This is a genomic window from Staphylococcus sp. GDH8C109P, from assembly GCF_017893405.1.
Lineage (GTDB): Bacteria > Bacillota > Bacilli > Staphylococcales > Staphylococcaceae > Staphylococcus > Staphylococcus cohnii.
This window is the reverse complement of sequence record NZ_JAESMX010000009.1, coordinates 60,939-86,753: the sequence shown is the minus strand read 5'-3', so window position 1 is coordinate 86,753 and position 25,815 is coordinate 60,939. Positions and strand designations below refer to the sequence as shown.

Below are 25,815 nucleotides of genomic sequence, written 5' to 3'. Positions count from 1 at the left end.
AATCCCATTGAGTTTTTAGGACTCAGTGGGATTTGAAAATTGTTGATAGTTATTGATAGTAATATCTTGTGTTTTAATTTTTTTCTCAAAAGAATATGAAATATCATGGATATCAACAATAGGTATTTCATTTGTTTTACCGAGACCAATTTCAAAAATAATTGCTTTCCATAATCCGTCTGTACATAATAATCCGATAAAAATGACATTTTCAGTAATAATGTCGTTATCTTTATTATACTCCATTGCCATTACATTTCGTTCAGTGCAATAGATTAAAACCTCTGAAAAGATGGGTGGCAAGTCAACATGTGTTTGTTGATTGAATTTTATATACCTGTCGAGCTTTTTAAGCGCACGTCTCATTTTCGTATAAGGTAAATTCAAACATTTTTTTATAATTGCGTTTATCTCTTCTTTATATGGAAGTGTTGTATATGATTGACTTTCATTCAATACTAAGAATAAAGCGGTAAGTTGATTGTCAGTTAATTCGAGCTCATAACTATTAGGTGTTTCTTGAAGTTGATAACCGCCTAATTTACCATGTTTTGCTAGAATTTTTACCCCTTGATCTTCTAAATCTTGAATATCTCTTAAAATTGTACGTTTCGATACATCTAAGTCTATTGCAAGTTCTGAAGCGCTAATTTGCTTATTTTGTTGTATTGCTTGTACCAATTTATTTTGCCTTTCGCGTTTATTCATTAGAAAGTCACCTCCCAAATGATTACATATTACATTCATTATAGCATAAAAGTGACAATGACGACATTTATAAAGTTTTAAAAAAAGTTATAGAAAACGCTTACATTTTCTGATTGTTTATGTTAGTATAATAATTAGTAACAAGGGGGTAGCGAAAAGATAACAAAGGGGTAGGCTATTACATATAGTTTTGTTAATATCTTTTTCGTACGAGTTACTAAGCAAACATCTTCAATATTTATTACTTACTTTCCTTTCTATTTAGAGGCTGGGGCAAATTAATTGTCTCAGCCTCTTATCGTTTTATTATGTTTCATCTTTGTCAGGATTGATTGCAATGAAATGATTTTAAATAAATTCGATTTCAGTCCCATTGCTTTATTTATGGTATTGAGTCTATATTGAACAATAATTAATGGTAAAGGTTTGTTACTGTAATTATATTTATATGATAAAATAAAACAAATTATACATATTAAATAATTAAAATGAAAAATTTATTGATTCGTTTAAAGAGGGGGTCTCAAATGAATAAAGAAGCGTTATTAAACATTGATAATTTAGTAAGAGATTGGTTAACAACATTAGATGATATTATTCCACAGCTAATCAAAGAAATGGTTACTTCAACGAAACAAAATCGATTTGATTTAGTGACCAATGTAGATAAATCTATTCAACAAAATTTCGAACAATTTTTACAGCAACATTTTCCAAGCCACCAACTCTTTGCTGAAGAAAAATCGAATGATGACATCTTAGCAAAAAAAGGGCATGTATGGGTCATGGATCCGATTGATGGTACTACAAATTTAGTTAAACAACAAGAAGATTATTGTATTATTTTAGGCTACTTTGTCGATGGGGAACCTACATTATCATATATTTATGATTACCCACACGGCAAACTTTATAAAGCAATCAAGGGGCAAGGCGCATATATGAATGATAATTTATTGCAACAGCCTGAAGCTATTCAATTAAAAGATGCAATTATTTCATTTAATACATTGGTGATGAATGATGAGACGATTCATGAACTCAATGATGCTTCTTTTGGATATCGTTTCATTGGTTCATGTGGTTTAGATTCTGTGCGTGTGATTTTAGGGCAATTTGGTGCGCATGTAAATACTAATCCCAAACCATGGGATATTGCTGCACAATTTTTATTCGCTGAAGAATTGGGATTAAAAATGACGACATTGAATAATACAACTTTAGATTTTGCGAAAGCAGGACCTTTTATTATTAGTAACAAAGCTTGCCATAAAGAAATGTTGACGATTCTAAATTCAGGATCTGGATATCAAAAATAATTATTTAAAATTATTAATTATTTAACAATAGGTCTTAAGCACCATGTTCATTAAATAAGTTTACTATATAATTTATAATTAATTGAAATAGAAAATAGAATATAGAATGGAGAATGAAAAAGGTGAATCGTTCTAACAAATATAATAAAAAGAAAATGGGGTTACCCACGAAAGTATTTTTGTGGTTCTTGGGTATATTGCTAATCTTAGCAATTTTAGCCGTTGTTTATTTAGGGTTTAAAATATTTTCTGTTGGTGGGGCAATACATAACCCATTAGATAGAGATAAATCATCTTTGAGAGAAGAAAAAGCTAATCTTAATAATGGAGATCCTTTTACGATTGCTTTATTTGGCGTAGATTCAGATGCTAAAAGGGATGCCGCTGGTGGAGGACAACGTAGTGATACGATTATGGTGTTATCTATCAATCCTGAGAAGAAATCCACTGAAATTGTGAGTATACCTAGAGACACTCAAGCGGATATTGTAGGTAAAGGTACAACTGAAAAAATTAATCATGCGTATGCCTATGGTGGGCCTGACATGGCTGTGAAGTCAGTAGAAAAACTATTGAATGTGCCAATAGATCACTATGCAACGATAGATATGGACGGCATGAAAGATATGATAGATACTGTAGGAGGTATTGATGTTACTAGTAACGCTACGTTCTCATATGATGGATTCCAATTTAATGAAGGACAAAAGTCTCATATGGACGGCAAAGAAGCAATGGCATTTATAAGAAGTCGTAAAGAAGAAGGCGCTGGTGGTGACTTTGGCAGACAAGAGCGTCAGCAATTAGTGATACAAGGTCTAGCCAACAAATTAACCAGTATCAGTTCAGTCACACATTTTAATTCGTTGATGAATCATGTTGAAGATAATGTGAAAACAGACTTGACTTTAGGAGAATTAAACAAAGTTAGAGGTAATTATAAAGATGCAAACGATAACGTGCACCGTCATCAATTAGAAGGTCAAGGCGGGATACAAGATGATGGGCTTTATTACTTTATACCTAGCCAAAGCTCGCTATCTGAAATAGAAAGCGACATCAAAGATAATTTAGGTATTTAATTTAATAAATACACGCAATCAATTACATTGGTTGCGTGTATTTTTATTTTGTCATTAAAATAATCAATACTCAGCGAAAATATTTAGCGCTATAAAATAATATTTGTATTAAGTAGGCGTAAAATAGTGGAAAGCCTTAACATTTTATTGATTTACATATACAATATAAATAACATTACCAAAAAGTGTGGGGCTTTTAGGATGGAATGTTATCAAACATCTTAGATTCATAAATATGGGCTTTATAAAATTAATAGGGGTGATTAGTATGCAAGAACATTTAATTATTACATTAGATGGCAAAGATTATCTTGTGGAACCCGGCACTAACTTACTACAATTTATTAAATCACAAGATACGTTTGTACCTTCTATATGTTATAACGAATCGCTTGGTCCTATAGAAACTTGTGATACGTGTACAGTAGAAATAGACGGTGTGATGCAACGTGCTTGTAGTACGACGATAGATAAACCAATGATTGTTAATACACAAAATGATAACGTACAAACAAGTCAAAAAGAAGCTTTAGACCGTATTTTAGAAAAACACATGCTTTATTGTACAGTATGTGATTATAATAATGGAGATTGTGAAATTCATAATACAATGGATCAGTGGGGTCTTGAACATCAAACATATGAATACAAGGAAAAACCATATGAAAAAGATTATGGTCCATTCTATCGTTATGATCCAGACCAATGTATTCTATGTGGGCGCTGTGTTGAAGTTTGTCAAGATGTCCAAGTCAACGAAACTTTAACAATTGATTGGGAACGTCAACAACCGCGTGTTATTTGGGATAATGATACAACAATAAATGATTCATCATGCGTTGGGTGTGGTCAGTGTGCGACGGTATGTCCTTGTAACGCAATGTTAGAAGTCAATATGGAAGGTAACGCTGGCTATATGACAGATTTAGAGCCAGGATCACTTGCTGCGATGATTGATTTAACTAAAAAAGCAGAACCAGGTTATGGTCCGCTATTTGCAGTATCTGATTCAGAAGCAGCAATGCGTGAAGAACGCATCGAGAAAACTAAAACTGTATGTACATATTGCGGTGTTGGTTGTTCATTTGACGTCTGGACAAAAGGTAGAGAAGTATTGAAAGTACAACCTCAACATGAATCTCCAGCAAACAAAATTGCAACATGTGTGAAAGGTAAATTCGGTTGGGATTATATTGATTCAGAAGAAAGATTAACTAAACCATTAGTACGTAAAAATAATCAATTCGAAGAAGTAGAGTGGGATGAAGCACTGCAAGTGATTTCTGAAAACTTTAACAAGGTAAAAGCTTCTCATGGCTCAGATGGTCTAGCATTCATTTCTTCATCAAAAGCGACAAATGAGGAATCATATTTAATGCAAAAACTTGCGAGACAAGTGATTGGTACCAATAACGTGGATAACTGTTCTCGTTACTGTCAAGCACCTGCAACTAAGGGATTATTTAGAACGGTAGGTCATGGCGGTGACTCTGGTTCAATCGAAGATCTTGAAATCGCTGACATGGTTGTTTTAATAGGGACAAACACTGCAGAAGCACACCCAGTCATCGCTTCTCGTATTAAACGTGGACATAAATTATATAATAATACTTTAAATGTATTTGATATACGTAAACATGAAATGGCTGAAAGAGCGGATAACTTCTATCAACCTAAACCAGGTACTGATTTAGTTTGGTTATCTGCTGTGACAAAATATATTATAGATAATGACCTACACGATAAAGCTTTTGTTAATGAATGGGTAAATGGCTTCGATGAATATCATAAATCTTTAGCACCATATACAATGACATTTGCCGAAGAAACAACAGGTATTTCGCAAGAAGCGCTCATTGATTTTGCGCATCAAATGGTTAATGCTGAAACAGTGTCAATTGCCTGGGCTATGGGTGTAACACAACAAGATATAGGTAGTGACACGTCTACTGCAATATCCAACTTATTATTAGCTACAGGTAACTATAGAAAACCAGGTACTGGTGCATATCCGCTTCGTGGTCATAACAACGTACAAGGATGTAGTGATATGGGAAGTATGCCTGATCAATTCCCTGGTTACCAAAAAGTGGCAGATGATGAAATCCGTGCTAAATTTGAAAGAGAATACGGTGAAACATTACCGAGTGTTCCTGGTAAAGATAACCATCAAATGATGGAAGGCATTCATGCAGGTGAAATTGACGCTTTGTATTTATATGGTGAAGATACAGGTATTGTTGATTCAAATATTAATTATGTACAAGCTGCACTTGAAAAAGTTGGTTTCTTAGTCGTACAAGATGAATTTTTCACTTTCACTGCTTCATATGCAGATGTAGTTCTACCAGCATGTCCATCATTAGAGAAAACGGGTACATTCACCAATACTGAACGTCGTATCCAACGCTTATATCAAGCACTTGAACCTAAAGGTGAATCTAAACCAGACTGGGTCATCATCCAGGATGTAGCTAGAACATTAGGTTATGATTGGAATTACACACATCCAAGTCAAATTATGGATGAAATTGCTAAATTAACACCATCTTATTCAGGTGTTAATTATGACAGATTAGATGGATACAATAGTTTACAATGGCCTGTTGCTGAAGACGGCACAGACCAACCAACATTGTATTTAGATGGATTTAACTTTGAAGACGGTAAAGCGAATTTCTATCCTTTAACATTTGATAATTTCTTTAAAGTTAATGAAGAATACGATTTACATGTTAACAACGGACGTTTATTAGAGCATTTCCACGAAGGAAATATGACATATAAAGTACCAGGTCTTGCTTATAAAGTTCCTCAACCGTTCGTAGAGGTATCTCCAGAACTAGCAAAAGAAAGAGATATTCATGAAGGAGCAGAGGTTAAGTTGATTTCAGACAGTGGTGAAGCTGAATTAATCGCACACGTAACAGATCGGGTGAAAGGCAAAGAAATTTATATCCCATTAAATAACAATGCCATGATTAATGGCGATCAAGGCGCTATTAACTTATTGACAAATAGTGATGTGGATAAAGATACAGATACACCTTCTTATAAACGTACAAGTTGTCGTATGGAAGTTAAAACACGCAGAGGAAAATCACCATTGAACCCTACAAACTTCCGAGTAAATAAACAAAGACAACCACAGTATAGCGTACGTGTTGAAGACAAATGGAAACGTGATGATTACACTTTCCCAGGAAGTCAGGTGAATAAATAATGGCTGAGAGAATAACGAAAATTAAACGCATGCAAAAGTCAGAAGAACAAATAAAACAAGAAAGTATAGCAGAAGTTACTGATGCAATTGCAGCAAATAAAGATAGTATTATGAAAGCTATTAATATTATTAGCACGCTAGACGATGCCAAAATATTAGATGCGTTATCAGGTATCGTCAATAGTCGAGGTGTTATCGCTAATAAATTCGCAGTTGAATTAAATAAAGAACAATACACAGGATTGATTACCAATATGGCATCACTTGTATTCCTCTTAGGTGATTTGAATGTCAACGATTTGAGCATTATGTTAAATAAAGTAAATAAAGGTTTAAGTGTTGCAAATCAAGCTAGTCCAAACCAAAAAACGTCTATTACTGGTTTAATGAGTGTACTTAAAGATGATGAAATGAATCGTAGTTTAACTTATATGTTAAACATGCTCAGAGGTATGTCTAGATAATATAATGAAGTGCATATATTATATGAAAAAGCTCTTATTGTGAATTTTATTCACATAAGAGCTTTTTGCTATTATAAATGACATATTGAAAATTAAGTAAATGTGATACAATTTCAATGAATAGAATGATTGATTTAGAATTTAGTTACAAGGAGTGGAGACTTATTAATCCGAAATTAATTAAAACCATGGCTATTATTTCAAATATATTTTTAGTCATTGGTATTATATTTTTAATAACTTTAAATGTTGTGATGGCAATTACAATGTTTGTTGTTTCTTTAACAATTAGCTTAGTAATTTTTAACACATTATTTAGAAATCGGAAAGGCATGCGTATTGCAATTAACGTTTCCTTTATAATCGTTCTTATTGCGGTTATTTTTGCCTATTTCACATTAACTCAATAAAAAATGCATTGCAGGGAGATTTTAAAATATGAATGAGCGTGTTAAACAACGTATACCGTTAATATTATTAATATTAATTATCGCTATATTTGTGATTTTATTAATAATAAATGAAACATCTTTATTTGAGAAACAAAAGACTCATACCTTTAATGAAGCGGTAGATAAACAAGTAAGCTCAGACGCATTAAATATGAAAGAACAAGAAGGTAAATTTATTAAAGCTTCTACTGCAGATGTAAAAAAAGCAATGGAAGTTAATAGTGATCAAGACGATTTAAATCATATGGATATTTCTGAAAAAGTATCTATGTCCGAAGACGAGATAAATAAAATTTTAAAGAATAAAGGTATATTAAAAGGGAAAGGTAAAACTTTCCTAAAGGCACAAGATAAGTATGATGTTAATGTTTTATATTTAGTGAGTCATGCCTTAGTTGAAACAGGTAATGGTAAATCAGAATTAGCTAAAGGTATTAAAGATAAAGATGAAAGATATTATAACTTTTTTGGTATAGGTGCATTTGACGAAAATGCTGTACATACTGGCAGTAGCTTTGCAAAAAAACAATCGTGGACATCCCCTGAAAAAGCAATTATGGGGGGGGCTCAATTTGTAAGAAAAAATTACTTTGATAATAAACAAATAACACTTTATCAAATGAGATGGAATCCTAAGACACCTGGTGAGCATCAATATGCAAGTGATGTGGATTGGGATGACAATATCGCTTGGTTTATGAAACATTTTTATAAAAATTTAGGGATTAAAAAAGATGACATCAATAAAGATTATTATTTGTAGTAGTACCAAAAAAATTACAACGGCAATTTTTAGAAACTTACATTACATTTTGTTATGTTATTATACAAATGTGAATACAATAATAAAAGATTAGGGAAAGTTGGAGTGAATAAAGATGAAAATAGCCATCGTCGGTGCAGGTATAGGTGGTTTAACTGCAGCAGCTTTATTAATAGAGCAAGGTCATGATGTAAGTGTATTTGAAAAAGAAGATACAGTATCTGAATTAGGTGCGGGTATTGGCATTGGTGGTAATGTCATTGAAAAACTAAATGGTCATGATTTAGCAAAAGGACTTAAAAACATTGGACAAGTTATTGATGTGATGGAAGTTCGTGATGAAAAAGACAAACGATTATCAAGACTTAAATTAAAAAAAAATACTGTTAATTTAACAATGTCACGCCAAAGTTTATTAGATGTGATTAAATCTTATGTGCCCGATAGCGTAATTTTCACAAATCATAATGTAACAGGAATTGAAAATGGGGATTTGAAAGTGACCTTACAATTTTCTGAACAAACTTCACAATCATTTGATTTATGTATCGGCGCTGATGGTATCCATTCAAATATAAGACAAGCATTAGTACCAAATAGTAAACCAATTTATCAAGGATACACAGTATTCAGAGGCTTAGTTGAAGATATTGATTTAAAAGATAACCATATTGCTAAAGAATTTTGGTCTACAAAAGGTAGAGTGGGCATTGTGCCATTATTAAATAATCAGGCTTATTGGTTTATTTCAATTTCTGCCAAAGCCCATGATACTAAAATACATGCTTTTGCGAAACCACATTTACAGGCGAGATTTAATCATTTTCCTAATGAGGTTAGACAAATTTTAGATAAACAAAGCGAAACAGATGTATTATTACATGATATGTATGATTTGAATCCATTGAAATCATTTGTTTATCAACGTGTTGTGCTTCTAGGTGATGCTGCACATGCAATGACACCTAACATGGGGCAAGGCGCTGGTCAAGCAATGGAAGACGCCATTGTGCTTGCGAATTGTATGCAATCATATGATTTTGATTTAGCTTTGGAACGCTATGATAAATTACGTGTAAAGCATACAAAAAAAGTAGTGAAGCTTTCTAGAAAAATAGGGAAAACTGCGCAAAGAACAAATAAATTTGTCGTTAAAGTGAGAAATAAAATTGCTAAAATCCTTCCTGATCGATTACTTTCCAATCAGACAAAATTTATTTATAAATCGAAAGAAAAGTAAAACATATATTTAGGATAAAATGTTCAATATCATAAAAGCCGTAAATGTATTTTTCTAAAATACATTTACGGCCTTTTTATCAAAATTGACTATGATTTGGTTAACTTTTCTAAGTTAATAATCTAGTTGGTCAGTTTCAATGCTTAAATTATGTCGTATAGAGAACAATCTGATTAAATATAATTTGAGCTTACTTTTTATTGCATAAACAACCTTGCAAATAGAAAAACACTTCCGTGCTATTCATTTAAACGAATAACGCGGAAGTGTTTTTATTTTAATCCCATTAATTAATTGTGGGAGTTTAAACTATTTTGAATATAAACTGGCCTTTAAACATGAGTCAAAAATGATGATATATCAGCATCTATGTTTTGTTAAATAATCAGTGATTAATTAACGACAAATTTAGGTGCTTCACCATTAAGTTTACTTATTGTGTCATTAGCTACAATTTTTGACATCATATCACGAGATTCAAAAGTAGCATTACCAATGTGTGGCGTAATAACAACATTATCTAATGATTTCAGTTCATCATTAATTTCAGGTTCAAATTCAAACACATCTAATGCTGCACCTTCGATATCTTTATTTTTCAATGCTTCTACTAAAGAGGCTTCATTTACGATAGGGCCTCTAGCTGCATTAATGAGATAACTTGTTGGTTTCATTAGTTTGAATTGTTCAGTGTCAAATAAATGGTGTAAATCAGGATTATATGCAGCATTAATTGTAATAAAATCTGAGTGCTGTAGGAGTGTATCAAAATCAACATATTTAGCACCTATTTCACGTTCCTTATCAACTTTTTGATGAGGTCCTGTGTAAAGTACGTTCATATCAAATGCTTTCGCACGTCTTGCCACTGCACTTCCAATTTCTCCTAAACCAATGATTCCTATTGTTTTACCAGAAACTTCTCTACCACGGAAGAATAACGGTGCCCATCCGTCAAATCCTGTTGTACGACATAATTTATCGCCTTCAGGAATACGTCTCGCTACAGCTAATACAAGTGCGAAAGTTAATTCTGCTGTAGAGTTTGTTGAAGCTTTTGGTGTATTTGTTACATCAATTTGCTTTTGGCGTGCGTGTTCAACATCTACGTTATTGAAACCAGCGCCATAGTTTGTGATGATTTTTAAGTTTGAGCCTGCATCAATCACATCTTTATCAACATTAGTAGATAGAAGGCTGATTAAAGCGTCAGCATCTTTAACGCCTTGAATCAATGTTTCTTTATCAATAATGCCTTTACCTTCATACATATCAACTTCATAACCTTGTTCTTTTAGCAAGTTATACCCAACTTCTGGTATTGGGCCTGCAATGAAAACTTTTACCATGTATAATCACTTCCTTTACTTAAAGTATAGTAAATTTTATATAAGTAAACAAACTTTTACATTGTTCTCAATTATAACAAAGTGCATTTTACTTATGATTATAGTTCTAAAATAAAGTGATTATTTTACTATCGTAGATATTGCACTAACTTCAAAAGTTATTTAGCCAACAATTTTTAAACCAACAATTGCTAAAACAATGATAACAATAAAGAAAATACGTTTGATATTTTTAGATTCATTATAGATGAGCATGCCGGCTAGCGTGCCTCCACCTGTACCTATACCGCTCCATACAGCATAAGCAGTACCCATAGGTATCCCCATTGTCATCGCTAATTTAAGTGTGCTAAAACTACAAATAAAGGCAACTGCTAAAAGCACAACGAATGCTTTCTTTTTAGTACGAGCAATTTCATTTAGAATAATGACACCAACAACTTCTAGTAAACCAGCCATAAATAGTATAATCCATGCCATTATTGTTCAGCCTCCTCTGTAGTTAATTTAAGACCGATAATTCCAATTACAAGTAAGATAACTAATGCTATTTTCGCAATGTTAAAATGATCTCCGAAAAACATCATATCAACCAGTACTGTTCCAATAGCACCAATACCTACAAATACAGCATAAACAGTTCCAACAGGTAACGATTTACAAGCTGAAATGACTAAATAGAAACTCAATATTAAAATAATAATCGTACCAGCCCAACTCAAGAATGAGTCAGCAGTGTTTAAACCAGTTACCCATAATATTTCTATAATTCCTGCCGCAATCACTTTAAGCCACTGCATTTGCTTCAACCTCCTTTTTACATGAAACGCTATTATTTTCTCAAACTTTTAATTAGCCTGCAATATGTAAACCTCATTTCTATTTCTATTATTTTCTCAAATATTTGCTCAAATAAATCTGTATCATGAAAACGACGTGTATAATTTTATTAAAAGTTCCAAAATAAGGTGCTTTATTTAAAAATCTATATTCTATATATCATTGATATGCTACATTTGTTTCTATTTCTATAATCGCTTGCCTGGTTGATTTGTTAACAAATAGTATTTGAATGAGCAATATTATCACTAAAACAATTGAATCTATGGATGGTCTACCATTATCAAGCCAATATTTGTCTTCGACAAGTTCTTATATAAAATTTAAATCCAATATCGCATCAAATTTATGCAATAAATGATTATTAGGTACTAATTCAGAGATAGAAATCATTTCATATTGATCTTTTTTATTAATTGATTTATTCAACCTCATAAACACCACTACTGTTTAATTTATATATGTCTTCAGTTTAATATTGGTAGTGATTTATGCCGACTCCTGCGGGAAGAGCACTAGCCGAAGACTACAGGCTAAGGCAGTGTCCGCGGAAAGCGTGCATAAAAAAACTGCCAACAAAGTCGGAGACTCTGTCGATAGTCTGAGCCACCTTTTATAAAAAGGTGGCTTTCTCATTTCAATTTTTAGAAATTCAAATCAATGAGACAAAATAGTCTCTGAATTAATAATATTTTAGTGTGATATTGGCAGTGATTTATGCCGACTCCTGAGGGAAGCGCACTAGCCGAAGACTACTGGCTAAGGCAGTGCCCACGGAAAGCGTGCATAAAAAAACTGCCAACAAAGTCGGAGACTCTGTCGACAGTCTGAGTCTAAGACATTAAAGAATGTCTTAGACTTTTTATAAGTTACTACTTATTATTGAAAAGAATTGTTATTGGCTTTTTTAACGTTAATAATCATATTTATCTTACGCATAAAATCGTCATTTAAGCACATGACTTTATACGTATGTCTCCCAATAGTAATTATTTAATGCCAATATTAGTTAAGATGGATATAGTTATATGAACTAGCTTCGCCAGCTGAAATTGTACGTTCACTTACTGAGAATGGTCCACCATTATAGTTCATTTCAGAAACATTTACAGAACCATCGCTGTTTACATTTTCAACGTATGCTACGTGGCCCATGCTACCTTCACTAGATTGTAAGATAGAACCTGCCTCTGGAGAATTGTTAACTGTATATCCTGCTGAAGATGCTGCAGAAGCCCAATTATTTGCATTTCCCCATGTAGAACCAATTTCGCCACCTGTTTTGTCAAATACGTACCAAGTACATTGTCCAGCAGTGTATAAGTTTGCACTTGAACCTGATGTAGCTTGTGTTGTGTTTTGATTAGCTTGTGTAGTTTGTTCAGCTGCATTTGCTTCATTTCCGTGATCTAAACCTACAATTGCTGCGCCGATACCTGCTGTCAATGTTGTTGCTGTTACTATTTTTTTCATAATAAAAAAGTCCTCCCAAATTTAATTCATCTATTATTTTAATAAAATTTATTTTTATAATTACTGCGTTAGTTTCAACGACAATTTATACAATAACAGAAGAACATCACTTTGTGTGGATTGTTACGTATTTGTAAAACAATTAAAAAGACCTCACATATTGTTGTAATAAACAACACGTGAGGTTACAAAAGGGAATATTGTTGTAATATGGTAAAAAATGCGCAAGTATAAGGTTTAAGTACATCATCTACACATCTATTGGATTTGTATATTACATTGAGTGTAAAGAATCACAAAATTTTGATTAAAATTATTTGAAAAATCTAATAGATAACGGAGGTAAATAATCTTCACCATTATACGCTTTTACTGCTGCTACAATTGTAAAAATAAAGTTTAAAATTGCGATGATAGGAAATAGAATAAATCCTATGAGAATGAACATCAAAATAGTTGAAACGGTTAACCAAATAACATATGAAATTAGGAAATTAAAATAATTTTTACCCGCTCTATCAACGAATGCTGAGTCTTCACGTTTAATAAGCCAAATGATTAGTGGTGCTAAAAATGTAGTGAAAAAACTAAGTACATAAATTAATGTTGCCATCAATCTTGCATCGCTATTAGGTTCTTGATTGAATACTTCACGATTTGAGTATGCTTCAGTCATTATTATTCCTCCTTTTAACTTACTATTACTATAACAAAACCAAAAATGAGTTGTACATTATTTGAAAAATTTTATAAAAAAGACTGTTTACAATGTTGCGATATTGTTAAAATATAGAAATGCACATAAGCAGGTATTTAATTGAAAAAATTAAATAGGTTGTATACCAGTGTTTATCATTTTTCTTAATAGGTTATACATGAGAGTAATGTTTAACACGAAAAATTCAATGTTTAAAGAAAGAAGGGTGTTTATGAAGATAGCTATCGTAGGATCAGGTAATGGTGCTGTTACTGCAGCACTAGATATGGTTAGCAAAGGACATGAAGTCAAATTATATTGTAGAAATCAATCGATAGATAAATTTGATAAAGCCATTGAGCAAGGTGGTTTTACATTTAATAATGAAGGTGAGGAAACCTTCGTAAAATTTACTGACATAAGTGACGATATGGAATACGTACTGGAAGGTGCTGAAGTTATACAAGTTGTTATACCTTCATCATTCATTGAACATTATGCACATACTATGGCACCATTTATCAAAGCACATCAATTAATATTTTTTAATATTGCTGCTGCAATGGGATCAATACGTTTTATGAATGTGCTAGAAGATATGCATATGGATGTAATGCCTAAGTTTGCTGAAGTAAATACATTAACTTATGGTACACGTGTCGATTTTGAGGCAGCGCGTGTCGATTTATCTTTAAATGTTAGAAAAGTACATTTTTCAACATATGATAAAGAAGAGTTAAGTGATAGCTTCGATACAATAGAAAAATTGTATCCTTATATTGTAAAAGAAGAAAGCTTGTGGAAAACAAACTTAGAAAATGGTAACCCTGAAGTTCATCCTGGGCCAACGTTATTAAATGTAGGAAGAATTGATTATGCTGATACGTTCGCACTATACGAAGAAGGGATTACGAAACATACTGTGCGCTTATTACATGCAGTAGAGTTAGAAAGACTAACATTAGGACGTAAATTAGGATTTGAGTTATCATCTGCAAAAGAAGCTCGAATTGAACGTGGTTATTTAGAAAGACAAGATGAGGATGAACCACTTAACCGTTTGTTTAATACGAGTCCCGTATTTTCTCAAATTAAGGGACCTAATCATGTGAAGAATCGTTATTTAACAGAAGATATTGCACATGGTTTAGTGCTTTGGTCAAGTTTAGGCCGGGAAATTGATGTACCAACGCCTAACATTGATGCGATTATTATTATTGCATCTACAATATTAGAACGTGACTTCTTTGAGGAGGGGTTAACGATAGATGAGTTAGGAAAAGATAAGTTAGGATTGTACTAATTATAATATTCATTCATATAAATAAGGGGAAATGTGTATGAAAAGACAACCAACTTTTTTAGAATCAATTTCAACGATCATAGTGATGATTATTATTGTAATTACTGGTTTTGTTGTGTTTGATATTCCAATTCAAGCATTACTTATTCTTTCTTCAGCTTATGCTGCAATTATTGCGAGACGGGTAGGTTTAAAATGGAAAGATTTAGAAGAAGGTATTACCAATCGTTTAGCAACAGCAATGCCAGCGATATTTATTATACTATCTGTAGGCATTATCGTAGGTACTTGGATGTATTCTGGAACAGTACCTGCGCTGATTTATTATGGCTTAGAATTTTTAAATCCTAATTTGTTTTTAGTGTCAGCCTTTATTATTTGTGCAATTACGTCAGTTGCTACTGGGACTGCATGGGGATCAGCATCTACAGCAGGCATAGCACTGATGGCGATAAGTGCACAATTAAATATTCCAGCTGGCATGGCTGCTGGTGCAATCATTGCAGGTGCAGTATTTGGTGATAAGATGTCACCACTATCAGACACGACCAATTTAGCAGCTTTGGTTACTAAAGTGAATATCTTCTCGCATATAAGAGCGATGATATGGACAACGGTTCCAGCATCTATAATTGGGTTGATTGTATGGTACTTTGCTGGTTTACAATTTAAAGGTAGTGCGAATACTTCGCAGGTTAATGCGATGCTCAAGGAACTATCAACGATTTATAACATCAACTTTTTTGTATGGTTACCGTTAATCATTATCATTATATGTCTATTATTTAAAATTTCCACGGTGCCTTCGATGTTAATCTCCAGTGTAAGTGCGATTGTTATCGGGGCATTTAATAATGGTTTTAAGATGACAGATGGCTTTAAAGCCACATTTGATGGATTTAATAAAAGCATGGTACCCAATTTACACGGCTCATTATCCGATAAAGCTGTTAATTTAATAGAACAGGGCGGTATGATGAGTATGACAGAAATTGTAGTTACGATTTTCTGTGGTTACGCTTTTGCTGGTATAGTGGAAAGAGCAGGATGTTTAGATGTGATCTTGAAGAAAATATCTAGTAATATCAATTCGGTGGGGACTTTAATTCTTGCCACAGTTTTAGGTGGATTAATGATGGTGTTAGCTGCAGGTGTTGCATCTGTTGTAATTATTATGGTTGGTGTATTAATGATGGATATGTACAATAAAATGGGCTTGGATCGGTCAAATTTATCCAGAACATTAGAAGATTCAGGTACAATGATTATACCATTGATACCATGGGGCACGTCTGGCATATATTATACTCAACAATTAGGTGTTTCTGTTGATCAGTTCTTTATTTGGGCTGTACCTTGTTATTTATGTGTCTTATTTGCGGTATTTTATGGCTTTAGTGGTATTGGTATAAAAAAAGCTAAAGCGAGCGAAGGATAAAAATGAAGCGTAGTCATATATTCAAACTTTAAACTTGTTTATATGACTATGCTTTAGATAAATTTAAGTGAAATTAATATTAATATGTTTATGAGACAGGTAATTCGGCTAAACAAAACTATGGATGAGGTGATTCCGTATTAAATATTGTGTTTATTGTAGCGATAATGCTTTATTTTAAGGAATACATCAATATTTCAATATAGGTAAAGATTTTAAATATCCTTCTATTATCTATTGTATAGTCGGTTTTATATTGTATATTGTAGCGATGGTACAGTATACAATATAAAACCGATTTATCTGAAAAACACAATAATGATATATGTATAGTTACATGTCAGTAAGTAAAGTATTAATTGAAAATTTTCATGACGATAGTAATGTTATATTTATAATATTATAAGTATGAATGAAATTGCTAATTTGAGATACTATTCGATGAATAGATGTTTTATTTCTTTAAAAGTGTCTGGGACGAATCAATGATGTCCTAGACTTTTTTTATTGCTTATACTGTATAATATTACAATGTCAAAATCGTTTCATTACATAAAATACTTAAGTCTTCAGCAATCTTCAAAACTGTTTTAAATGAAGTCATTGCCTAAATTTATATCACAATTGTCATTATGTTATCGAAACAATATCTAAAAGTGAAACAAGAAAGCGCCAATTTCTATATTATTACAATAGAAATTGGCGCTTATTATTAGCCAGTGATTTTGTATCCTACCCGCTTATATATTTACGATTAGTGAATGTAGTTATAGCTTGAAGCTTGGCTAGCTGAAATTGTACGTGAAGTAACAACACCAGGACCTTGGCCATAGTTCATTTCAGATACACGGATTGAACCGTCACTGTTTACACTTTCAACATATGCTACATGTCCCATAGCACCAGTTGAAGATTGTAAGATTGAACCTTGTGAAGGTGAGTTGTTTACTGTGTAACCTGAAGCAGCTGCAGCGCTTGCCCAGTTGTTAGCGTTACCCCAAGTTGAACCAATTTTACCGCCAACTTTATCAAATACATAATAAGTACATTGTCCAGAAGTGTAAAGGTTGCTTGAAGAACCTGAAGTACTTGAAATAGAACTTGATGAACTTGATGGTGCGCTAGTTGTAGTTACTTTGATGTTACGGTCTGAAGTTGAGTTTGAAGCAGCTCCACCGCCACCAGTTGTATTGTTAGCTGTATATGATTGAGTTGAATTACCATATGTAGAACCGTAATTACTGCTTTGACCATTATTTGTAGAAACATTATTATTTGAATGAGCTTGGTCAGATTGGCTTGGATTCCAATTACCTTGCCAAGTGTAGTGGTAATTACCTTGTTGATCTATAGTATATGAATAGCTATAAGAAGTTGGATCATTAGGGTTATAACCATTATTGTTTTCAGCAGCATCTGCTTCGTTTTGTGCAAATGCAAAAGTAGCGATTCCTGCAGTAGCGATTGTAGCTGTAGCGATTTTTTTCATTATAAAATATCCTCCTAATAATTATAAAGCATTTAATTTATTATCTCAGTCTCTAAATGACAATAGTTTAATATAATTTTTTTTTCGTTGTTTTAACGACAAGCAATACTTTATCAGATAATGGTCGATTTGTGTGCAATGTTATCATTTTGTAATTTAACTCTAATAATTAATCACTAGATGTAACAAAAAATATTAACTTTTTATAGACTTCAATGCCTATCATCATCGTGTTTTACCGTTGTACCTGTGTAATATTGCACTCTAATTTATTACAAATCTGTAAAATAACAGAAAATTACAAATGCTAATAAATGCTAAAATTTAGTTATTTAAATAATATATTATTTTCTAAAAAGAAAGATTATTTATTATTGAAAGAATTGAGGATAATTTATAAAAATGATTGAGTGATATTGCTGAGCAATGATATTGACAGTTTATTTGAAAGGATTTATGATAATTAGTATAAAAAATATACTTGGTAAGTGAGGTGAATGAATGAAAATTGAGATTGGCTTAACATCATTTGCTGATAATAGTGAAATTTTCACCGATAAAGGTAGAGAACCTGCAATTAGTAACGCTCAGAGGATAAGAAATATAATAGAAGAAATTGAAATTGCAGATCGTTATGGTCTTGATGTTTATGGATTAGGAGAACACCATCGACCTGATTATGCTGTTTCTGACCCAGTTACAGTATTAGCTGCAGCTTCTAGAAATACAAGTCAAATTAAATTGAGTAGTGCTGTTACTGTATTATCTTCAGATGATCCTGTAAGAATTTATGAAAGGTTCTCAACATTAAATGCAATTTCAAATGGTCGTGCTGAAATAATGGTAGGAAGAGGTTCATTTATAGAATCATTTCCATTATTTGGATATAACTTAAATGACTATGAACAGCTATTTAATGAAAAGATTGAATTGTTGATGCAAATTAATCAAAATGAAATTGTAAATTGGACTGGTCAACTGAGAGCAAACATACAAAATTTAGGTGTGTATCCAAGAGTTGAGCAAGGTGTTTTACCTATTGCTATAGCCACAGGTGGAACGCCAGAATCATCATTGAAAGCAGGAGCATTAGGATTACCCATTACTTATGCTATAATTGGCGGTGACCCCAAAAGATTCCGTAGAAATATTGATATGTATAAATCGATAGCTGAATCTTATGGTCACGATGTGACTAAATTACCGATTGCTACACATTCTTGGGGTTACATTGCTGAAACGGATGAACAAGCTTTTCGTGAATTTTTCCCTTCAGTAAAAGCAAGCCATGATGTATTAGCTAAAGAACGTGGCTGGCCGCTATATGATGAAAATAGCTTCATACGTGAAGCAGGACCACATGGGGCATTATATGTTGGAAGTCCAGAAACGGTAGCTAATAAAATTATTGAAACTGTTGAAACACTAGGTTTATCTCGCTTTATGTTGCATACCCCTGTAGGCTCAATGCCTCATGAAAATACAATGAACACCATTAAATTATTAGGTGAGCGGGTAAAACCTATTGTAAATAAATATTTTGAAAACAAATAGAAGGAGAATAAAAATGATATTACGTTATTTAACAAATTTAAAATTAGCAAAAGAATTATATGGTGCGGCAAAACCTAAATTAAAAGGTGACAAATCTATGAAAGATACTTTTACTGAAGTGTTTAATTTGCCAGCAAATGCAGTGCCTTTAGCTGGTGCTTTAGAAGGATTAAGTGCAGTATTTTTCGTATTAAGCTTTGCAAGTAAAAGACTATCACGCATTGCTTCTCTAATAACTATTACAGTGTTAGGTGTTGCAGCTTATAAACACTTTGAAGCTGGTCATGGTAAAGCAGGTGCCAAACATGCACTTGATTTAACAGGATTAGCAACACTTAGCTTATTAGACACTTTAGATTGTAAAAAGAAATAATAGCCATTAAAATATCAGTTAGATATTGATGTAATAAAGCATTTCGTTTTAAATAAAAAAGTAAAAAATGATAGTTAACACAACTTGGGACTTTAATAAATGTCTCAAGTTGTCAGAAAGTAGACAAACCCTTTGCATTAATTTGCGGAGGGTTTGTCTATTTATATAGTTTTTTTCAAAATAATAGTGGTATTTCAGACCATTATTGACCATTTTACTAATCATATTTCCATTTTTAAAAGGTTCATGGCAACGTAAATTAGCGTGGTATCCATAGAAATTTTGTCATGGCGTCTAAATCTCATTCATCCCATACCATGCTGTTCTTTTATATCGCCAAATCTTCTCTCAATTGTTTGACTTCGTAAATTATATTGTTTCTTTATGGTATCAACAGTGCTTTTCAATGATATAACAATCATTATCTTCACATGCAGGTAGACTATAAGCAAATTGTTTTTCTCGTTCTCTTTTAACATATGCGTCTCTGAATTAGTAATATTTTTAGTGTGATATTGGCAGTGATTTGGGCCGACTCCTGCGGGAATAGCACTAGCCGAAGATTACAGGCTAAGGCAGTGTCCGCGGAAAGCGTGCACAAAAAAACTGACAACTTGGCACTTTAGTAAATGTCTCAAGTTGTTTTTTTATTATCGGACAGACGCTTAGTGAGGAAACGCTTGTACATAGTGATCGCAGAAATAGTGAAACGCGAATCATTCAATTTGAAAATGTTTATTCGATAGTTATGCTTCTAAAATAAATATTTGATATATATATACTTTCCATTAGATTTGTTGATTCAAACTTTGTTAGTTGTCTTATGTAACCTTATTTGTAAGTGATATTTCAAAATAAATTTAGTTTGCTTTTGAGGTGTTCAATTTATTAAATTAACATCAAATGCTATTAATTTTAAAAATTTATAAGAGGTATTAATGAATTTTTAGTAACAAAAAGGATATATGTAGTACTAAATTTTAATTATAAAAAGTGATATTAAAAAAATAGTAGCAATTCCTAATATTTTTCATAGTAAGCCATATTGAATTTAATAGCATAAATAGGATAAAATTATATTACATAAAGACAGTCACACTTTGAAATATATTAACAACATGAAAAAACATAAGGAGTGGTTATATGGAAAATTTAAAAGAACTAAATGAACTAATAACTTTGTATCAAAAAGGAAAGCAGTTTTTCAAAGAAACAAAAAAATATCACAAATTAAATTATGAAGAAATATTTATATTGAATTATATACATGAATGTCAATCTTATGAAGTTACTGCGAAAGAAATCGCACAATATTCAGAGTTAAAACCGTATTATTTAACGAAGGCATTACAAAAATTAATTAAAATGGGCTATTTGAGCAAAAAGAGAAGTGATATTGATGAACGTACAGTTGTTGTATATATAAATGAAGCGCAACATCAAAAAATTGAACATATGATAAAAACATTACAAGATTATCTCAAGTAACTTGTTTTGAAAATGAGTCGTGTTACATATATAAAAAAACGAATATTCTGAAAAGTGTAATTTTATTTGATTAATTATATATTGAACTAAAATATTATTTGAGTAAAACTTTAAATGTGATATACTAATATTTGTTAAATGAAAGCGCATACAAATATTAGAAGGGTGTTATTATGAATTTACTTTTAGGGGTTATATTTTTAGGTATTGTTTTATGTTTGTTTACACTTTTTACTAGTAAGGCTCCAAATGGTGGAAAAGCAATGGGGGCTTTGGCAAATGCTGCAATAGCTTCTTTTTTAGTAGAAGCATTTCATAAATATGTTGGAGGGGATTTGCTAGGGATTCCATTTTTAGGCCAATTAGGTGAAGCGGCAGGCGGTTTAGGTGGTGTTGCTGCTGCTGGTTTGGTTGCTTTAGCAATGGGTGTTTCTCCTGTATACGCCTTTGTTATAGCAGTTGCATGCGGTAACATGGATTTACTACCAGGTTTTGTCGCAGGTTACATAGCAAGCTTTGGTATGAAATGGATAGAACAAAAATTTCCGGATGGTTTGGATTTAATAGGCTCAATTATTATCATTGCACCTATTACACGAATTATTGCAATTGGTGTAGCGCCTGTTGTAGATGCGACATTATTGCAAATAGGTAATATAATTAAAGAATCAGCAACGTCAAGCCCAGTACTAATGGGGATAGTACTAGGGGGCATTATAACAGTTGTAGCTACTGCACCTTTAAGTTCGATGGCATTGACTGCATTATTAGGACTAACAGGTACACCAATGGCAATTGGTGCATTGGCAGTTTTTGGATCATCATTTATGAATTTTGTTTTGTTTAAGCGAATGAAGTTTGGTGATCGAAAAACAACGATTTCTGTTGCTATTGAGCCATTATCCCAAGCAGATATTGTTACTGCAAATCCTATTCCTGTCTATGCGACTAATTTTATAGGTGGTGCTGTATCAGGTGTAATTATCGCTATGTTTGGACTCGTTAATGAAGCTACAGGTACGGCTACACCAATTGCAGGTTTAATGGTGATGTTTGGCTTTAATAATGCATTAACTGTGATTGTTGTTGCGTTATTATGTGCGATGGGTAGTGCTATTTGTGGTTACTTAGGATCGATTGTATTCAAAAATTATCCTATTATTACTAAAGATGAATTACAAAACGGTACAATGCCTAAAAAAGTTAAAAATTATTATAAAAGAAAAAGACAGTATGCTGAACGTTTGGCAATGTAGTTGTCTAATGATTTAGGTATGCTAAGTTCCAAAAATTTAAATAACACTGAAATATCAATCTCAGTATAAAGCCCGTTAATACATTTTAAGAATAATGTATTAACGGGCTTATTTCATACTAATGTTTTTATTCTTATAGAGGAGCAATATCTTGTCGTTGTTTGGTAGAACAGAAATCGAACGCTTCTTCTGAAATATTCACTTTACAAATGAGTATGCAATATTGTAATTTATGCTGAAGTTTTTGCAAACATATATTGAGTTGAACGGTTTTCTATTTTTGAAAATATCAATTCTAGTACAATGGCAAGTAACCAATAAAATATAGCAGCTACACTATATACTGTTATAAATCGATAACCTTCATTGGCAATAACATGGCTGACTGCCATAATTTCAGTAACTTGTACCGCAAATGCTAAAGAAGTCCCTTTGATAAGCATGATATATTGATTTTCAATATTGGGAAGTGCATAACTGAATGCTTGTGGTAGTATAATTTCCTTGTACGTTCTTATTGTTGAAAGCCCTACAGTTTGTGCGGCTTCAATTTGATCAGTATCGACTGAAAGTAACCCACCTTTAATAGATTCTGACAAATATGCAACAGCATGTAACGAAAAAACAATAAAGGCAATAATTAACGGTGAAAAAATATCAGGATTAATTGTTAATGTAAATTTTTCATTTCCCCACATCACTAATTTTGGTAAGCCGTAATACATAATAAATAATTGAACAATGAGTGGTGTGCTCCTAAAAAAAGAATTATATACCACTACAAGTTGAGAGATTAATGGAATATTTTTAGTTTGTATAAAGGCGAATAAAGTGCCGATGATTAAACCTATGATCATTGCTACAATTGAGATGATGATTGTATTAGGCACACCTTTAAGTACTTCTGAAACAGTATAAAGTATAAATGACAAAATAATGCCTCCTTAGACGCGATATGGTTTTTGGGCTTGTTTATTAATGAGTGCAAATATAGTTTGTATGATAAGGGCGATAATCCAGTAAATAATGGATATAACGATATAAACTTCTAACATGCCTAGTCCATAGTTATTTCCAATAATTAATTTAACTTGACCCATCATATCAATAATCCCAATTGTAAAAGCTAAAGATGTGTCTTTGATCAGTTCAATAACTTGTGTCGTCAAGTTTGGAATGCTGTTGCGCAACGCTTGAGGAATAATGATTTCCTTTAAAATTCGTGGATAAGATAAACCGACAGAAAGTCCTGCTTCAATTTGACTGTAATCTACTGATTGGTATCCAGCCCGTATAATCTCTGATAGGTAAGCGCCTGTATGTAATGTAAATGCTAAAATTACAAAAAACAGTCTACTGAAATGATTGATGTCGATTTGGATGAATAATAATAGTTGTGGCAACGCAAAATATGCCAAGAACAGTTGTAAAATTAAAGGTGTACTGCGAATAAAAGACAGATAAATCCGTACGATAGGTGATAATATTTTCACTTTCTTGATACGAATCGTTGCCAGTAAGCATCCTAGCATCAAGGCGAAAATGAGTGACAATATAAAGATTAATAAGGTTATTGGTAATTGTTGTAAAACTTGTCTAAATAAATCAAACCAATCAACAGAATTTGTCATGATTGCACCTCCAATTTATCTTTTTGCTTATTTATTTCATCTAAATCATCAAATACATTCACATCAAAGTATTTTTCAGAAAGCTTCTGTAATTTGCCTTCATCTATTAGTTCTTGAGTAGCCTCGTCAATATCGTCATGTAATTTTTGATGTTTTTTATTATAGACGATATGCAATGATTCTTTTTTTATGATGCCACCAATTTTGACATCAGCATTAATCTGTTTTTGAATTGCATTATAAGTGTTCCAGTTTAAAATCATGGCATCACGTCTGGCATTACTCACCATTTTTAAATTATCCCCGTTAGAAGGCTCTTGAATGGTATCAATATCAATTTTTGGAGAATGTGAATTATTATACTGAGATAATATAGAATATAACCCGCCACTCGGTGCCATCGGTGTTAATTTTTTTCAGTTAGGTCATTAAGTGAATGTATCTCAGAATTATTTTGGTGCACAACAATCAAAGGTAATGCGTAACTATAAGGAACGTCTTGGTAGAGAAACTGTTTTTCGCGTTCAGGTGTTTTAAAAAACCAATTAATTCCCATATCAAACTTTCCGGCGCCAATACCTACAAGATTAGATTCTTCTTCACCAACTTCATATTTAAATTGGTATTGTGGTAACTTTTTTTCTAATAGTTTTAGATAGTCTATATCTAAACCAGCAAATTCATTTTGTTTATTTGTATAGAGATAAGGTGGATTAACTTCTGCAGATATTGCTACTTTGATTTCTTTTTTTTTATTCTGATTTGATGATTTTTGTACTTGACTACATCCGCTGAATAATACCGTAATCAATAGTGTAATCATTAAAAAACGTAACTTATTATTTTTCATAAAAAGTCACGCTCCATTTCTACGGTGTTTAAGAAACGGTTAATTCTTTTAGAGTCAGAAGACGCTAAAACAGATTGTGGTGTACCTTGTTTTAATATTTTACCTTCATCTATAAATAGAATTTGATCAGCAATCGCTTTAGCAAATTGTATTTCATGAGTGACAATAACCATGGTCATCCCTTCTTGTGCAATAGACTTGATAAGCGACAAAACACCTTGAATTGATTCAGGATCTAATGCAGATGTAGGTTCATCTAAAAGCAATACATCTGGGTTAAGTGCTAAAGCACGGATAATCCCTATACGCTGACTTTGACCTCCAGATAGTTGAGAAGGGAATTTATCCTTTTGATTTAATAAATTAAAACGTTCTAAATAAGAGATGGCTATTTCATTTGCCTGCTTAGCGGACATTTTTTTACCATGTATCAAACCAACAGTAATATTTTCAAGTATTGTTTTGTTTTTAAATAAATTATAGTTTTGAAACACCATTGCAGATTTCTTTCGTAATTGTGAGATATCTTTTTTTGAATGTTTATCGGCGACAAATCTTTGATTGTCAATTTGAATTGTGCCTGATTTTGGTATGGCTAACGCGTTCAATGTTCTTAGCAGTGTTGTTTTACCTGATCCACTTGGACCTATAATAGCTGTCACAGTACCCTTATTTTGTGAAAAGCTAACGCCATTTAGAACAGTATGGTTTTTATATTTATGTATTAAATTTTCAACTGTAATCATTTTAAACCCCCAGAATATCAATACGTACAAAGTATCACATTAATCCTTATCGGTAAAGTAAGATTTTAGATAGTTTA

The 25,815-nt window shown here is 32.3% G+C and carries 23 protein-coding genes and 2 pseudogenes; 13 read left to right on the top strand and 12 right to left on the bottom strand.

The genetic code is table 11. The features are described 5' to 3' along the window. Positions 1-15 precede the first annotated feature (15 nt). Entirely contained in the window at positions 16-708 is a 693-nt protein-coding gene (locus KA867_RS02320; protein ID WP_210136945.1) for a helix-turn-helix transcriptional regulator, read from the bottom strand. Positions 709-1,235: 527 nt separating this feature from the next. Here KA867_RS02320 and KA867_RS02315 point away from each other — a divergent pair. The 7 genes from KA867_RS02315 (at position 1,236) to KA867_RS02285 (ending at position 9,251) form a co-directional block, all read left to right on the top strand. Next, positions 1,236-2,027, top strand: a complete 792-nt coding sequence (locus KA867_RS02315; RefSeq protein WP_210136944.1) for an inositol monophosphatase family protein — start codon at positions 1,236-1,238, stop codon at positions 2,025-2,027. A 122-nt stretch (positions 2,028-2,149) separates the two neighbouring features. Beyond that, on the top strand, positions 2,150-3,109 hold the full coding sequence (locus tag KA867_RS02310) for an LCP family glycopolymer transferase (RefSeq protein ID WP_348634787.1): 960 nt from the start codon (positions 2,150-2,152) through the stop codon (positions 3,107-3,109). A gap of 268 nt (positions 3,110-3,377) precedes the next feature. After that, positions 3,378-6,332, top strand: a complete 2,955-nt coding sequence (gene fdhF, locus KA867_RS02305) for a formate dehydrogenase subunit alpha (protein ID WP_210136943.1) — start codon at positions 3,378-3,380, stop codon at positions 6,330-6,332. Further along, entirely contained in the window at positions 6,332-6,796 is a 465-nt protein-coding gene (locus KA867_RS02300; RefSeq protein ID WP_210136942.1) for a helical membrane plugin domain-containing protein, read from the top strand. Before fdhF ends, KA867_RS02300 begins: the two co-directional genes overlap by 1 nt. A gap of 125 nt (positions 6,797-6,921) precedes the next feature. Next, positions 6,922-7,206 (top strand): hypothetical protein, encoded by a 285-nt coding sequence (locus KA867_RS02295; protein ID WP_181187396.1) that lies wholly within the window; start codon positions 6,922-6,924, stop codon positions 7,204-7,206. A 28-nt stretch (positions 7,207-7,234) separates the two neighbouring features. After that, the gene (locus KA867_RS02290; RefSeq protein ID WP_210136941.1) at positions 7,235-8,011 is read left to right on the top strand and encodes an N-acetylglucosaminidase; all 777 of its coding nucleotides are present in this window, start codon (positions 7,235-7,237) and stop codon (positions 8,009-8,011) included. Between the two features lie 115 nt (positions 8,012-8,126). Continuing rightward, a complete protein-coding gene (locus KA867_RS02285; protein ID WP_210136940.1) occupies positions 8,127-9,251 on the top strand; it encodes an FAD-dependent monooxygenase in 1,125 nt (374 codons plus the stop codon). A gap of 392 nt (positions 9,252-9,643) precedes the next feature. Here the strand turns inward: KA867_RS02285 and KA867_RS02280 are convergent, their stop codons facing one another. The 6 genes and pseudogenes from KA867_RS02280 to KA867_RS02260 all read right to left on the bottom strand — a co-directional run bounded on the left by KA867_RS02280 (position 9,644) and on the right by KA867_RS02260 (position 13,589). Further along, the gene (locus tag KA867_RS02280) at positions 9,644-10,600 is read right to left on the bottom strand and encodes a 2-hydroxyacid dehydrogenase family protein (RefSeq protein ID WP_210136939.1); all 957 of its coding nucleotides are present in this window, start codon (positions 10,598-10,600) and stop codon (positions 9,644-9,646) included. Between the two features lie 162 nt (positions 10,601-10,762). Then, positions 10,763-11,080 (bottom strand): DMT family transporter, encoded by a 318-nt coding sequence (locus KA867_RS02275; protein WP_019468324.1) that lies wholly within the window; start codon positions 11,078-11,080, stop codon positions 10,763-10,765. Then, positions 11,080-11,400, bottom strand: coding sequence for a DMT family transporter (locus KA867_RS02270; protein WP_210136938.1), 321 nt, complete (start codon positions 11,398-11,400; stop codon positions 11,080-11,082). Before KA867_RS02270 ends, KA867_RS02275 begins: the two co-directional genes overlap by 1 nt. A 71-nt stretch (positions 11,401-11,471) precedes the next feature. After that, positions 11,472-11,689, bottom strand: a pseudogene (locus KA867_RS13565) (IS5/IS1182 family transposase); the annotation flags it as partial. Positions 11,690-12,445: 756 nt separating this feature from the next. Beyond that, complete coding sequence (locus KA867_RS02265) at positions 12,446-12,913, bottom strand: CHAP domain-containing protein (protein WP_019468322.1); 468 nt, start codon at positions 12,911-12,913, stop codon at positions 12,446-12,448. A 313-nt stretch (positions 12,914-13,226) separates the two neighbouring features. Then, positions 13,227-13,589, bottom strand: a complete 363-nt coding sequence (locus KA867_RS02260) for a DUF4870 domain-containing protein (RefSeq protein WP_019468321.1) — start codon at positions 13,587-13,589, stop codon at positions 13,227-13,229. A 253-nt stretch (positions 13,590-13,842) separates the two neighbouring features. Here KA867_RS02260 and KA867_RS02255 point away from each other — a divergent pair, with 253 nt between their 5' ends. Both KA867_RS02255 and nhaC read left to right on the top strand, forming a co-directional pair. Beyond that, a complete protein-coding gene (locus KA867_RS02255; protein WP_210136937.1) occupies positions 13,843-14,913 on the top strand; it encodes an NAD/NADP-dependent octopine/nopaline dehydrogenase family protein in 1,071 nt (356 codons plus the stop codon). 37 nt (positions 14,914-14,950) lie between these two features. Beyond that, the gene (nhaC, locus tag KA867_RS02250; RefSeq protein ID WP_210136936.1) at positions 14,951-16,351 is read left to right on the top strand and encodes a Na+/H+ antiporter NhaC; all 1,401 of its coding nucleotides are present in this window, start codon (positions 14,951-14,953) and stop codon (positions 16,349-16,351) included. A gap of 754 nt (positions 16,352-17,105) precedes the next feature. Here nhaC and KA867_RS02245 read toward each other — a convergent pair. Then, complete coding sequence (locus KA867_RS02245; protein WP_210136935.1) at positions 17,106-17,840, bottom strand: CHAP domain-containing protein; 735 nt, start codon at positions 17,838-17,840, stop codon at positions 17,106-17,108. Between the two features lie 501 nt (positions 17,841-18,341). Here KA867_RS02245 and KA867_RS02240 point away from each other — a divergent pair. From KA867_RS02240 to KA867_RS02225, 4 genes are all read left to right on the top strand, one after another. After that, entirely contained in the window at positions 18,342-19,394 is a 1,053-nt protein-coding gene (locus tag KA867_RS02240) for an LLM class flavin-dependent oxidoreductase (protein WP_210136934.1), read from the top strand. Between the two features lie 13 nt (positions 19,395-19,407). Next, positions 19,408-19,767, top strand: a complete 360-nt coding sequence (locus tag KA867_RS02235; RefSeq protein ID WP_210136933.1) for a DoxX family protein — start codon at positions 19,408-19,410, stop codon at positions 19,765-19,767. Between the two features lie 1,143 nt (positions 19,768-20,910). Then, on the top strand, positions 20,911-21,255 hold the full coding sequence (locus KA867_RS02230) for a transcriptional regulator, SarA/Rot family (protein ID WP_210136932.1): 345 nt from the start codon (positions 20,911-20,913) through the stop codon (positions 21,253-21,255). Positions 21,256-21,428: 173 nt separating this feature from the next. Continuing rightward, the gene (locus tag KA867_RS02225) at positions 21,429-22,511 is read left to right on the top strand and encodes a PTS sugar transporter subunit IIC (protein WP_210136931.1); all 1,083 of its coding nucleotides are present in this window, start codon (positions 21,429-21,431) and stop codon (positions 22,509-22,511) included. Positions 22,512-22,741: 230 nt separating this feature from the next. Here KA867_RS02225 and KA867_RS02220 read toward each other — a convergent pair whose 3' ends face one another. From KA867_RS02220 to KA867_RS02205, 4 genes and pseudogenes are all read right to left on the bottom strand, one after another. Continuing rightward, positions 22,742-23,443, bottom strand: coding sequence for an amino acid ABC transporter permease (locus tag KA867_RS02220; protein ID WP_210136930.1), 702 nt, complete (start codon positions 23,441-23,443; stop codon positions 22,742-22,744). Positions 23,444-23,455: 12 nt separating this feature from the next. Beyond that, a complete protein-coding gene (locus KA867_RS02215; RefSeq protein WP_210136929.1) occupies positions 23,456-24,142 on the bottom strand; it encodes an amino acid ABC transporter permease in 687 nt (228 codons plus the stop codon). Further along, a pseudogene (locus KA867_RS02210) lies at positions 24,139-24,992 on the bottom strand (amino acid ABC transporter substrate-binding protein). The gene KA867_RS02215 and the pseudogene KA867_RS02210 overlap by 4 nt, the downstream one beginning before the upstream one ends. Continuing rightward, positions 24,989-25,738 carry an amino acid ABC transporter ATP-binding protein gene (locus KA867_RS02205; protein WP_210136928.1) on the bottom strand — a complete coding sequence of 250 codons (750 nt, stop codon included), beginning with the start codon at positions 25,736-25,738 and terminating at the stop codon, positions 24,989-24,991. Before KA867_RS02205 ends, KA867_RS02210 begins: the two are co-directional and overlap by 4 nt. Positions 25,739-25,815: the final 77 nt, after the last annotated feature.